This is a genomic window from Enterococcus sp. ARL09-542 (assembly GCF_005234805.1).
Taxonomy (GTDB): domain Bacteria; phylum Bacillota; class Bacilli; order Lactobacillales; family Enterococcaceae; genus Enterococcus_D; species Enterococcus_D gallinarum.
Map to the genome: position 1 here is coordinate 92,734 of NZ_QPQX01000005.1, position 13,145 is coordinate 105,878.

At 41.9% G+C, this 13,145-nt stretch carries 13 protein-coding genes; all 13 read right to left on the minus strand.

All coding sequences use genetic code 11. From position 1 onward, the window contains the following. Positions 1-26 precede the first annotated feature (26 nt). The 13 genes from pstB to DVW06_RS07380 all read right to left on the minus strand — a co-directional run bounded on the left by pstB (position 27) and on the right by DVW06_RS07380 (position 13,141). Positions 27-833, minus strand: coding sequence for a phosphate ABC transporter ATP-binding protein PstB (gene pstB / locus DVW06_RS07320; RefSeq protein WP_003126219.1), 807 nt, complete (start codon positions 831-833; stop codon positions 27-29). A 13-nt stretch (positions 834-846) separates the two neighbouring features. After that, positions 847-1,731, minus strand: a complete 885-nt coding sequence (gene pstA / locus DVW06_RS07325; protein WP_003126218.1) for a phosphate ABC transporter permease PstA — start codon at positions 1,729-1,731, stop codon at positions 847-849. Next, a complete protein-coding gene (pstC, locus tag DVW06_RS07330; RefSeq protein WP_003126217.1) occupies positions 1,731-2,651 on the minus strand; it encodes a phosphate ABC transporter permease subunit PstC in 921 nt (306 codons plus the stop codon). The genes pstA and pstC overlap by 1 nt, the downstream gene beginning before the upstream one ends. Before the next feature lie 118 nt (positions 2,652-2,769). Further along, positions 2,770-3,624 carry a phosphate ABC transporter substrate-binding protein PstS gene (locus DVW06_RS07335; RefSeq protein ID WP_003126216.1) on the minus strand — a complete coding sequence of 285 codons (855 nt, stop codon included), beginning with the start codon at positions 3,622-3,624 and terminating at the stop codon, positions 2,770-2,772. Between the two features lie 410 nt (positions 3,625-4,034). Beyond that, positions 4,035-4,763 carry an alpha/beta hydrolase gene (locus DVW06_RS07340; RefSeq protein ID WP_003126214.1) on the minus strand — a complete coding sequence of 243 codons (729 nt, stop codon included), beginning with the start codon at positions 4,761-4,763 and terminating at the stop codon, positions 4,035-4,037. A gap of 122 nt (positions 4,764-4,885) precedes the next feature. Next, on the minus strand, positions 4,886-6,556 hold the full coding sequence (gene recN, locus DVW06_RS07345) for a DNA repair protein RecN (RefSeq protein ID WP_003126213.1): 1,671 nt from the start codon (positions 6,554-6,556) through the stop codon (positions 4,886-4,888). A 12-nt stretch (positions 6,557-6,568) separates the two neighbouring features. Continuing rightward, complete coding sequence (argR, locus tag DVW06_RS07350) at positions 6,569-7,018, minus strand: arginine repressor (protein WP_003126212.1); 450 nt, start codon at positions 7,016-7,018, stop codon at positions 6,569-6,571. Positions 7,019-7,111: 93 nt separating this feature from the next. Beyond that, a complete protein-coding gene (locus DVW06_RS07355) occupies positions 7,112-7,942 on the minus strand; it encodes a TlyA family RNA methyltransferase (RefSeq protein ID WP_003126211.1) in 831 nt (276 codons plus the stop codon). Beyond that, positions 7,942-8,826 (minus strand): polyprenyl synthetase family protein, encoded by an 885-nt coding sequence (locus DVW06_RS07360; RefSeq protein ID WP_003126210.1) that lies wholly within the window; start codon positions 8,824-8,826, stop codon positions 7,942-7,944. The genes DVW06_RS07355 and DVW06_RS07360 overlap by 1 nt, the downstream gene beginning before the upstream one ends. A gap of 8 nt (positions 8,827-8,834) precedes the next feature. Continuing rightward, on the minus strand, positions 8,835-9,053 hold the full coding sequence (locus DVW06_RS07365) for an exodeoxyribonuclease VII small subunit (RefSeq protein ID WP_003126209.1): 219 nt from the start codon (positions 9,051-9,053) through the stop codon (positions 8,835-8,837). Continuing rightward, positions 9,034-10,386 (minus strand): exodeoxyribonuclease VII large subunit, encoded by a 1,353-nt coding sequence (xseA, locus tag DVW06_RS07370; protein WP_003126207.1) that lies wholly within the window; start codon positions 10,384-10,386, stop codon positions 9,034-9,036. Before xseA ends, DVW06_RS07365 begins: the two co-directional genes overlap by 20 nt. 1 nt (position 10,387) lies before the next feature. Further along, the gene (locus DVW06_RS07375) at positions 10,388-11,239 is read right to left on the minus strand and encodes a bifunctional methylenetetrahydrofolate dehydrogenase/methenyltetrahydrofolate cyclohydrolase (RefSeq protein ID WP_005471160.1); all 852 of its coding nucleotides are present in this window, start codon (positions 11,237-11,239) and stop codon (positions 10,388-10,390) included. A 261-nt stretch (positions 11,240-11,500) separates the two neighbouring features. After that, positions 11,501-13,141, minus strand: coding sequence for a peptide ABC transporter substrate-binding protein (locus DVW06_RS07380; protein WP_003126205.1), 1,641 nt, complete (start codon positions 13,139-13,141; stop codon positions 11,501-11,503). Positions 13,142-13,145: the final 4 nt, after the last annotated feature.

A 13,145-nucleotide genomic window follows, 5' to 3' on the forward strand; every position in this document is an offset into this window, starting at 1 on the left:
AGCCTCCGTTTACTGATCGGATCAGATTAGCCAAAGTGACCTGATACATAATCTTCTGTTGCTTGGATTTTAGGACGCGTGAATATTTTTCGTGTGTGATCATATTCAATTGCATTTCCCAAGTAAAAGAACGCGGTATAGTCACTGATCCGTGCAGCTTGCTGCATGTTGTGCGTCACGATAATAATCGAATAATCTTGCTTTAAGTTGACCAATGTTTCTTCAACCGTTCCGGTAGAGATTGGATCTAGCGCACTCGCTGGTTCATCCAAAAGTAAAATATCCGGCTTCATAGCGATGGCACGAGCAATACACAGACGTTGTTGTTGCCCCCCGGACAATGCTAAAGCACTTTTATCCAGGCTGTCTTTGACTTGATCCCACAGAGCGGCTTGTTTCAAACTTGTTTCAACGATCTCGTCTAATTTCTTCTTGTTCTTTTCACCATGACGACGCAAAGCAAATGCGATATTGTCATAAATTGATTTACTGAAAGGATTTGGACGTTGAAAAACCATGCCAATCCGTTTGCGCATTTCATAGACATCGACTTCTTTCGTATTGACATCGACACCCTTGTACATAATTTGACCCGTTACTTTCGTATTCGCAATACCATCGTTCATGCGATTCAATGAACGAAGATAGGTCGATTTCCCACAACCAGAAGGTCCAATCAATGCGGTAATTTTGTTTTTTTCAAATTGCAGATCGATTCCTTTGATCGCTTCATTCGTTCCATACCATACGTGCAGATCATTTGTATAAAGAGCGACGTCTTCTGGTCGATCAAAGGTAATGATATTGCGTTCTTCCCAATTATAATCATTCATACAGTGATTCTCCTTATGCTGACGTCATTTTCTTATACAATCGTTTACCGATTGCACGAGCGCCAAAGTTAAACAATAGAACAGCGATGATCAGGACAGCTGAAGCGCCAGCTGAAACTTGGATTCCATCAGGCATCGTTCCTTCTGTATTGATTTTCCAAATATGGACAGCCAATGTTTCCGCTTGTCGGAAAATGCTGATCGGGCTGGAAACACTCAGCGGGTTCCAATTTGAAAAGTCTAACGCTGGCGCACTCTGACCTGCGGTGTAAATCAATGCTGCGGCTTCCCCGAAAATACGTCCTGAACTTAGGATCACACCAGTCAATATCCCTGGTGTTGCTTCAGGAACGATGATTCGCATGACTGTTTCCCAGCGTGACAATCCAAGCGACAACCCAGCTTCACGCTGTGTATAGTGGATGGCTTGCAATGATTCTTCTACATTTCTTGTTAGTAATGGTAAATTGAAAAACGTTAGTGCTAGGGCTCCTGAAATAATCGAGAATCCGTAACCGAATTGGATAACGAAGACTAAAAAACCAAAAAGACCGACTACAACTGAAGGCAACGAACTAAGAATCTCAATCGATGTTCTCACTACATCTGTAAACCAATTCTTTTTCGCATATTCGGATAAATAGATCCCGGCACCTAATGAAATCGGGAAACTAATGATCATTGTAACCAATAAAAGATACAATGAGTTGAATAGCTGAATCCCAATCCCACCACCTTCTTGATAAGCTTTGGAAGGTGAGGTCAAAAATTCCCAACTGATATGAGGAATCCCTCGTACTAAGATATAAAGCAATAAAGAAGCCAAAATCAAAACAATGATTCCTGCTACAGCATAAAGCACACCAGTCGCAATTTTATCTGAGCGTTTTGCATTCATTATTTCAACGCTCCTTTCTTACCAATCAATCGAATCACAATATTGAACAATAAAGACATTAATAATAAGATCAGCGCTAATGACCATAGCACGTTATTTTCAACAGTCCCCATGATCGTATTTCCGATTCCCATCGTTAGAATCGATGTCAATGTTGAAGCAGGTGTCACCAAGCTAGACGGCATCAATGCCGCATTCCCGATCACCATTTGGATGGCCAATGCTTCACCAAATGCCCGAGCCATTCCAAAGACGACTGCTGTTAAAATCCCTGGAACTGCTGCCCGCAAAACAACTTTGTAAATCGTTTGCCATCTTGTTGCTCCAAGAGCAAGTGAGGCTTCGCGATAGTGTCTTGGGACTGCTCGCAACGCATCGACAGTCATTGTCGTCACAGTTGGCAAGATCATGATAAACAGAACAAATGTCCCTGCCAGAATCCCAAAACCAGTACCGCCAAAAACAGAACGGACCGCTGGAACAATCACGGATAGTCCGATAAATCCGTAAACAACGGATGGGATCCCCACTAGTAACTCGATAACTGGCTGCAAAATCTTTTCACCGTTGCGAGGGGAAACTTCTACCATAAAGACAGCTGCACCAATCGCAAATGGTGTTGCGATAATCGCTGATAAGAAAGTTACCACAAATGAGCCGACGATCATCGGCAATGCGCCGACAAGCGGCTGTCCATCTGGACCAACAGCACTAGGGTTCCATTGTGTACCAAACAAGAAATCAAACACATTTACTTTATCAACGAAAAACGTGGCAAGCCCACGACTTGCTACAAAATAAAAAATTGAGATCACAACCAAAACGATCAATGCGATACAAAGAAAACTAATGAGCTTTCCCCGCTGCTCCATTTTTGCTCGCTTAGATTTTTTCGTTAACACTTCTTTTACATTTTCCACGAGGGATTCCTCCTCAAAAATCAAACTAAATTCACAAATATTAGTTTATCGCTCGAACATCAATTTCTGTTAAACCTTTTGTAAATTTTTCGGCAACATTGTAAATTTTGTGTAAAGGTTACTTGATGACATTTCCTTCCCAATCACGTTCAACTTGCATTCTTGAAATAGGAATATAACCAAGATCCCCAACAATGTGCTCTTGAACTTCATCCGAAAGGATATACTCTAGGAATTCTGCTGTCAGTGCTGTAGGTTCTCCCTTCGTATACATGTGTTCATACGCCCAGACTTTCCAGTCATTTGTCGTCACATTTTCGTCTGTCGGTGCTACGCCATCAATAGAAAGAACATTGACATCATCCGTCACATAAGAGAATGCAACGTAACTGATAGCTCCCGGCGTATCCGAAACAATCGAACGGACCATTCCACTTGAATCTTGTTCTTGCGATGGGATTGCTGTTTCTCCATCCATGATCCATTTTTCGAAGGTTCCTCTTGTTCCGCTTCCTGCCGCACGGTTCAATAGAACGATTTTTTGATCATTCCCCCCTACTTCTTTCCAGTTGGTAATTTCGCCTAGAAAAATCTTTCGTAAATTTTCTGTAGAGATATCAGATACACCGACATTTTTATTTACAATAGGAGTGATTCCTACTACAGCTACTTTATGATCCACAAGTGCTTTAGCATCGATACCAGACTTTTCTTCTGCAAACAGATCTGAGTTGCCGATATCTACAGCACCTGCTTGAACTTGGCTCAATCCTGTACCACTACCGCCACCTTGAACATTAATAAATCTGCCTGGGTTTTCATTTTGGAATTCTTCTGCCACAGTCTCTACTAACGGCTGTAATGCGGATGAGCCGACAGCGGTGATCGATTCCCCTTGATCGATCCATTTTGCACATCCTGATAATAGAATGACCAAGCCTAAAACTGGTCCCAAAAATTTCAATTTTTTCATGATAACGCTCCTTGTTCTCTCCAAAGTTAAATACAATTATTTCCATTTTACCATTTTATGGAATTGTTGAAAATTATTATTTGCTAATATTTCTCACTCCTGACAAAAATTTACTCCATTTCCTACAATCACTTACAGAAAATAACTAAAAGTAAAAAAGTAAAAATTTTTTTCAATTAGTAAAAAGAAGTATATTGTCAATTCTTACTGTGCTATACTGGATAAGAAAACAATTATTAAAAGAACATAATAACCTTTCTTGCTTCCCCAATCAAGAATAGCCCCAAATTATGTTCGACGTTTTCGTGATTTCATCAACATTTCCCCAAATGTATGTTGAATCAAAACGGCGGCAGAAGTGGTCATTTATGTACCAGCTTCTGCCGTCTTTTTTTGTCCAAAATAACGGATTATTGTGTTTTATCCAGGTTATCTAACCATTGTGTGAGTTTCTCAGCGATCTGTTGTTGTTGTTCCTCATTTGAAATCGAGGCAGCTCCGTCACCACGCTGTGAGCCGTAACTACCAAAACCAGCGTGATTGCCTCCTGAGATTGTTTCGAAAATAGCTGAATCCGGCAAATAGGTTTTTGCTGCTTGATAATTCCCTTGATTCAATACCTCGTCATTGCTAGCAGTGAGAGAAAGCACAGGCAAATTAGTCTCTGCTAAACTGCCTTTTTCATCTGGATAACTCGCTAAGAAAAAGACTCCCTTTAACCCATTCTTTTGACTAGCGGCATAACGGCTTGCAATCACGCCACCCAATGAATGCCCGCCAATCACATAGCCACTATGTGGAAATTCGTTTAAAATATTCTCTGCTCGATTTCCCCCAAGGACCGCCATATCAAAGGGCATCTTGACGATTGCAACCGAGTATCCTTTTTCAGACACCTCTTTTGCCCAAATACTGTAACTTTCTGCATCTACTAGTGCTCCCGGATAAAAAACAACGAGTGGTTTTTCAGGGTCTCCAGAGAAATAAAGCGCATCTCGTTTCTCTTGCCCTTTTGAAAGAGCTGCTTGAGCGGCTTCACTTGCCGGATAGTGTAATTTTTGCCAGCCCAACCATCCACCTGCACCGATCAGCAGTAGGCCGATCACTAGACCAAGTAGTATTTTTTGATATTTTTTCATTTTCCATCCTCCAAAATCAACAAAATGGAACCGCCTGAACCAAGCAGTCGCTTCTTAACTAGTTTGAAGGGAGCGGCACTTGCGTTCGCGTTTCCATTTTGTGGGTAACTTCTTTCAAGTATTTACTGATGAGCCAAGGCTAACAATTCACGCGCATGCTCTACTGTCAGTTCTGTGATTTCTGCTCCTGATAACATACGAGCAATCTCAGTCACTCGTTCTTCATAGGATAACTGACGAACTCGAGTCTCCGTCCGTCCTTCTTGGATCGCTTTTTCAATAAAATATTGATAATCAGCTACTGCGGCTACTTGCGGCAAATGAGTGATACACAATACTTGGGAATTCAACGCAATTTTTGAGATCTTTTCAGCAATTGCTTGCGCCACGCGGCCACTGACTCCGGTATCTACTTCGTCAAAAACAATACTCGTGATCCCTTGTTTCCGTGAAAAAATCGATTTCAATGCTAATAAGATACGAGACAGCTCACCCCCAGATGCTACCCGAACCAACGGCTTCATGCCTTCCCCAGGATTGGTCGTGAGATAAAAAGCCACACTATCAAATCCAGTAGCTGTCAACTGCTTGCCATTTGCAAAGCGAACTTCAAACTGTGCATGTTCCATATAGAGGTCGTTCAATTCTTGCACAATTTCTTTTTCTAATCGATGTGCGATTTCTCGCCGCTTGACATGGAGTTGTTCAGCAAGAGCCCAAACAGCATCGGCCTTAGCTGTCAATTGCTCTTCTAACTGTTCCAGCTGGCCTTCAGTATAGGCAGATTCAGAGATCTCCTTACTAATTTCTTCATAATAAGCTAGGATGACGGAGATGGACTCGCCGTATTTGCGCTTCAATTGACGAATCGTTTCCAGTCGGTTGATAACTTCTTCTAGACGTCCTTCATCAAGTTCAAGGTTATCTAATTGTCGTGAAATATCAGAAGCAGCATCCTGCAACAAATAATAAGCGCTCTGGATCGTTTCAGTGATTTTTTCATAGGCTTGATCTAAGTGGGCGATAGATTGGATCTCGGACAGTGCCACACTCACACCGTCGACACTGCTCATTTCTTCTGAAGAGAGCGCACCATAACTTTGCCCCAGTGCATCGACGATTTTCTGATAGTTGGTTAACTTCTCACGTTCTTCGATCAGATTTTCTTCTTCGCCCTCGATTAATTCAGCCTGTGCGATTTCTTCTTGTTGGAATCGCAGCATATCCATCCGTTGAACATATAATTGTTCATTTTCCTGAATATTGCGAACCTGTTTTTCTAAATTGCGGTATTCCTGATAGGCATCCTGATAGTGCAGCAGTTCTTCTTTGAAACCATCATCGCCAAACCCATCTACCAAGCTAAGATGCCTTTCCGGCTGTAATAACTCTTGATGTTCGTTTTGTCCTTGAATATCAACTAAAAAAAGACCAATCTTTCGCAGATTTGCCAAGGTGACCGTACGTCCATTGACACGACAGATTGTTTTTCCTGCTTGTGTGATATCCCGTTGGACGATCAGCACATCTTCTTGATCAATGCCTAATTCTTCTGTCAGTTCTTGAAACTCAGACTGCTGCGGCCATTCAAAAAGGCCTTCCAGTCGGCATTTCTCTGCTCCTTGACGCAAGTAGTCAGTAGATCCGCGTCCGCCGGCTAACAAGCCCATCGCATCAATAATGATTGATTTCCCGGCACCTGTTTCACCTGTCAAAGCTGTCATTCCTTCATGAAAAGAAAGGTGTAAGTGGGAAATAATTGCGAAATTTTGAATGGTCAACTCTAAAAGCATGGATTGCCTCCTCTACATAAATCGTTGAAAATCTTTAAACAAAGTTTCTGCATCTGCTTCTGTTTTAGTGATCATCAATACATTGTCATCATCATTTAAGGTACCAAACAGTTCCTTTGCATATTGTTTATCGATCAAATTTGCCAAAGCGGAAGCATTTCCCGGCAATGTGCGTAAAATAACGAATTTATCCATTCGATCAACAGAAACAAAGGCAGCTTTCAAAATCTTTTCTAATTTGGCAATGACATCTTCTGACGTTTCTTGAGGAATGCTGTAGCGGTAGCCACCTTTTTGTGAAGGGACTTTGACTAGCTTCATTTCTTTGATATCGCGGGAAATTGTCGCTTGTGTGACCGACACCCCTTTTTCCTGAAGCAATTCGACAAATTCTTCCTGTTTTTGAATATCTTGCTCACTAAGCAATCGTGTTATCAAACGATGACGCTCTTTTTTTCTCATCTCTCGTTCCTCCTGATTGAATTCCTACTAATTTTATCCTATTTTTAGACAGAAAGAAAGAGAGCCGGCATGTAAAATACCAGCTCTGCAAAATCAGTAAGTTTTTGGATGATGAAAGGTTTCATGTGCTTCAGCAACGATCTGAGGGACAGAGATTTCGGCTTTCCTTGTGCCATCACCATTCTGCACTTTCTGTAGATGAACCAAAAATTCAATGTTGCCTTCACCGCCCGTGATCGGTGAAAAACTAAGATCAAGAATATTAAAGCCATTCGATTGGGCAAAGTCCAAGATTTCTTCGAGAACCCTTTGATGGACTGCAGGATCACGAACAATGCCGTTTTTTCCGACAGATGCTTTCCCTGCTTCGAATTGGGGCTTGATCAGCGCTATGACTTCTCCTTGGTCTACGAGAATTTCATGTAACGGCGGCAAGATCAACTTCAAAGAGATAAATGACACATCGATGGTTGCTCTTTCTGGTAATCCTTCTAAAAAATCAGTAGGTTTGGCATAACGAAAATTCACACGTTCCATCACGACTACTCGCGGATCTTGACGTAGTTTCCACGCCAACTGATTGTAGCCAACGTCTAAGGCATAACTCATTTTTGCCCCATTCTGCAGAGCTGCATCAGTAAAGCCGCCGGTAGACGCACCAATATCCAGCAGAATTTGGTCTTTCACCTCAAAGTCAAAAATTTTCAAAGCTTTTTCAAGTTTTAAGCCACCACGGGAGACATAAGGTAGCTTTTTGCCTTTGATTTGCAACTGTGTCTCCCCGCTGATTTTTTCACCTGGTTTGTCTAAACGTTCATTTTTCTCTGTGTAAACTAATCCAGCCATGACACCGCGCTTCGCTTGTTCTCTGGTTTCAAAAAGTCCTTGTTGGACCGCTAAAACATCTACTCGTTCTTTTTTCATTACTTTCCTCTAATCTCGAATTGTTTGACAACGGATGTGATCAATCGTTGATCGAAATGTCCATAACTGCTCAGTTCATCTAACACAGCATACGCTTGATTCAATTCATCCTTCAACGCTTCACTAGCGCCATCAAGTCCTAGCAAAGCCGGATAAGTACTTTTAGCTAGTGCATCATCTCGATGGACAATCTTGCCCAATACTTCTGTTGTACTGGTGACATCTAAAAGATCATCGCGGATTTGGAAGGCTAAGCCCATATGACGAGCAAATTGATCGAGCAGCTGGATAACTTCTTCTGTCTGATCCGCTAAAATACCACCTGCAATCACTGCAAAACGAATCAGTTCACCTGTTTTGCGTTCGTGAATGCTGATCAGCTCATCAAGTGTGAGTTGCTGATTTTCCCCTTGGATATCTGCTGCCTGTCCAGCCACCATTCCCGCTGTGCCTGCCGTATGACTAAGCTGCTGCAAAAGCAAAATTTTCTTATCTGGTTCAAGATCAGCTAACGATAACAACTGAAACGCAGCAGTCAATAGACCGTCCCCAGCAAGGATTGCTAGTGCTTCTCCATAGACTTTATGGTTTGTTGGTTTGCCTCGTCGCAAGGCGTCATCGTCCATCGCCGGCAAATCATCATGAATCAGTGAATAGGTATGAATCATCTCTAGGGCTGCTGCAGTCTGGTATACTCCCAAAGTCATTGACTTATGGAAAGAAGCAACGGTCGCTGTCAACAGCAGTGGACGAATTCGTTTGCCGCCAGCATGAATGGAGTAGAGCATACTATCTTTCAACGTTTGATCACTTGTATGCTCTTCTAGAAATCGAACAATCACAGCTTCGATCTCCGAAAGATATTTTTCTTGAAATTGTTGCATGTTATCCATTAGTCTTCCTCATCAAAAAGAACTTCTTCATTGTTTTCAGTCATCATTTTTGTTAATGATTTTTCTGCTTTAGCCAATGTATCTTTGCACTGTTTGCTTAATACCATTCCCTTTTGAAAAGCGTCAAGAGCTTCTTCTAATGGTACATCGCCTTGTTCCAGCCGAGTAACGATTTGTTCTAATTCTTGTAATGATTCTTCAAATGTTGGATTTGCCATGATCTTCTCCTTCTGTTGCAATAACTTTAACAAGCGCTTGACCATCTTGATAATGGACGTTCAACTCATCACCAGCTTCAATATCTGCGATGGTTTTAACGACTTGCTCGTCTTTCGTCGTAAAACTGTAGCCTCGTCCCATGATTTTTAGAGGGCTCAAAAGATCTAACGATTGGAGAGCACTTAAAAATCGCTGTTCTTTTTTTTCAACGCTAAGTTGAATGGCTTTTTCTAGTCGTTGCGTTAAATAAGTAACTTCTTGTCCTGCAGCTGATAGCCGTGCCTTAGGTAGCTGTTGTTCCAAACGATGAATCAACTGACTGGCCACCTTCTCTTTATCATAGAGCTGTGTTTGCAACGATTGATTCATTCGTTGCTGCAACTGATCCAGCTTAATCGCTTGGGCCTCATATAAGCGCTCTGGCTGACGAAAAATATAAGAACCTACTGCCCGTTGGAAACGTTCTTGTTTCCGCTGGATTTGATACATAAATGCTTGTTCAAGCCTTGTTTGCTTCTCTTCGATCCGTAAAATTTCTTCTGAAAGAACTGGCACTGCTAATTCAGCAGCAGCAGTTGGTGTGGCTGCTCGTACATCAGCCACTAAATCAGCGATGGTGGTATCTGTCTCATGTCCCACAGAAGAAATGACTGGTGTCTCGGCAGCGAATATGGCACGTGCAACGCGTTCTTCATTAAATGGCCAGAGATCTTCGATAGAACCTCCGCCGCGGCCAATAATCATTGTATCGAAGGTGCCATCTGCTTCTACTCGTTGGATATTTTTTACTACATCATCTGCTGCCTTGTCTCCTTGGACTACGGTTGGAAACAAGACGATTTCGGCAATCGGATAGCGCCGCTGCGCAGTGGTGATAATATCCCGAATCACTGCGCCACTGGGGCTTGTAAGTACCGCGATTCGTTTTGGAAATCGTGGAAGGATTTTTTTGGGAGCTGAAAATAGCCCTTCTTCTGCTAATTTTTTCTTAAGTTGTTCGTAGGCTTGATACAACGCCCCCACTCCGTCAGGTTCCATGTGTTCAATGTACATCTGATAATTTCCGCTGGCCTCATAGAGTGAAATGCGGCCAACAGCCAACACTTTCATTCCTTCTTCCGGCTGAAATCGCAGCTTGTCAAAAGCTCCCTTGAACATGACTGTCGAAATTTTTGCGCCATCGTCTTTTAAGCTAAAATATTGATGGTTTGGCCGTCTGCGAAAATTGGAGATTTCTCCAGTCAAATAGACCCGTTCCAAGTAAGGATCAGCATCAAACTTGCGTTTCAAGTATTTGGTCAATGCGGTCACAGTTAAATATTGTTGTGCCATGTTATCTCTTTACAGTCTCCTTTGCCGCTGCTAAGGTTTGTGCCATCAGCATCGTGATCGTCATTGGTCCGACGCCTCGTGGAACTGGCGTGATATAGCTTGCGATAGGTTCAACTTCAGCAAATTTCACATCCCCAATCAATTTTCCTGCCTCATCACGATTCATTCCTACATCAATAACGACTGCTCCTTCTTTCACAAATTCTTTAGTTACAAAATGACCGCGTCCAATCGCAACCACTAAGATATCGGCTTGTCTAGCCAATGCTGGTAAATTCTGTGTTTTTGAATGTGCGATCGTGACGGTAGCATTTTTACCGAGAAGCAAATGTGCCATCGGTTTGCCTACGATATTGCTTCGGCCGATCACTAATGCATTTTTACCTTCAAGTGGAATATCATACGCTTCAAACATTTTCATAATACCGTAAGGGGTGCAAGGGATTCGATCGGGAACACCAGCAAACAATTTACCAAGGTTGATAGGATGGAAACCATCGACATCTTTTTCAGGTCGGATAGCTAGCAACACTTTCTCTTCATCGATTTGTTTTGGCAGTGGCAGCTGGACTAAGATACCATGAAAGTCTGGGTCCTGATTGTACTTGTCGATTTCACTAAGTAGTTCTTCTTCAGTTATCGACTCGGGATAATGTTCAACTTTAGATCGTATGCCGATTCTTGCCGCAGCCAGTTCTTTGTTTCGCACATACGTTTGACTTGCTTTATCTTCCCCTACCAGTAGAACAACTAAGCCGGGAACAATTCCTTGTTCTTTTAAAAGGGCGGTTTCTGCAGTAAGATCTGCTTGCATTTTTTCTGCTAATTCTTTTCCATTAATCAAAATACCCATCTTGACAACTCCTCTGACTTTTTTCTATTCTAGCATAGTTCGCTTTGAAGAAAAATGATTTCTGGTAGGAAAATCATCGTTTCCCATCTCTAGTATCATAGCATTTTCTCATTGCAACTGCTTAACCAAAGACTCACACAGAACAATAAAGGCAGCCTCTTTTGCAAAAGGACTGCCTAGTTTTCACTATTTATTTGTAGAAACCTAATCAATTCAAAACCCGCAGTTTTGATATAATGAGTCTGATTGATCAGCTATTCTTCACTCATTTTTCACAAGGTTTCTGAGAGTCATCGGTGCCGCAAAAGTGTGATAGTTTAATCCTGAGATTGAAGGATTTTGTAACACTGAGTTTTGATTTTGGCTGATAACGATCATACCGGCAGTTGTTTCCATCAGTTCTTTTTCGGCTGCAATCATCGTTTCCCATCGCTTGTTCTCATCAAGAGCATAGGTAGTGCTGGCATCATCCAATAAGCGGTCATAAAAAGGATTCGAGTAATGGCGATTGTTTCCGCTATACATCATCTTAAGTGTAGAATAAGGATCTTGGTAATCGGGAGTCCAATAAATTAGGAACAAATCATAGTCGCTTTCACTAGCAAGATTCAACGCTGTTTCGGCTGGCAGCGAGCGCATATTGACCTTCAAACCAGTAAAGAGGTCCTCCAAACTCCATTGGATACTCTCACCCATTTTTTTGTAGGAACCATCATCAGTCGTTAACAGATCAAGCTCGATTTCATCGCCTAATTCTGCTTTTGCCTGTTCCCAATAGGCTAGCGCTTTTTCTTTATCATAGGCCATCAAATCACCGGCTTCCTCACGAAAGTCCACGCCAGTATCAGGATTAGCGACAAAGCCTTCTGTGATCGCGCCATTCAAGGGTTTGGATCCATCTGCCATAATATTATTGACAAGATTCTCTTTATCAATGGCCAATGCGAGAGCTTTTCGTAAATTTTCATTTTGTAAAGGTGTCGGTTGTCCCTTTCTTTCTTGATTTAACCGGATATAATTCATCGTTGCCGAAGGATAAGAGGCAAATTGGTCACTTGACTGCATTTGTTTGGCGATCTCTCCACTGATGATTGCGACATCCAACTGTCCATCTTCATAAAGATTTAGCGCGGTTGCAGATTCTTTTACCACATCATAATGGATCTCTTCTGCCAGAATAGCTTCTTGATCCCAATAAGATTCATTCTTGGCTAAATCCCAATTCATCTCAGTTTGCTGCCAGTTTTTTACAACAAATGGTCCATTATAAACAATTTTGTCGCTGGCTGTCCCATATTCCTGTCCAAATTTTTCGACAACCGATTGATTTTGAGGAAAGAAAATCGGAAAAACCATCAAGGAAGTAAAATACGGAGCTGGTTGTGTAAGACGGACTTCTAATGTATAGTCATCCTTTGCTTCAACACCTAGCGTATCCGCCGACTGATCACCACGGGCAATTTCTTCCGCATTTTCGATCAATCCATTCATCAAGAAACTATACTGAAATGCATTTTCAGGATCAATCATCCGTTTCCAAGCATATTCAAAGTCATTCGCTGTCACCGGATCCCCATTGCTCCATTGTGCATTTTCGCGTAACCTAAAGCGATAAGTTTTGCCGTCAGACGAAATTTCCGGTAAATCAACTGCTACACCCGGCTGCACTTCATCCTTTTCATCCAATAGATATAAGCCTTCAAAAGTGGCTGTTTGAATAATTGCATCTGGGAAGTCCAACATGGCAGCCGGATCCAATGAAGTTAGCTCTGTCATAGACATTAGTCGAATCACTTGAGAGGCTGAATCTTCTTTCTGCTTTGTTGTTGTACCTGCTGTACATCCAGTCAAAAATATCATTGCTACTATCAACCCCAACAATCTGTTAAATCCTTTTCTCATTCTT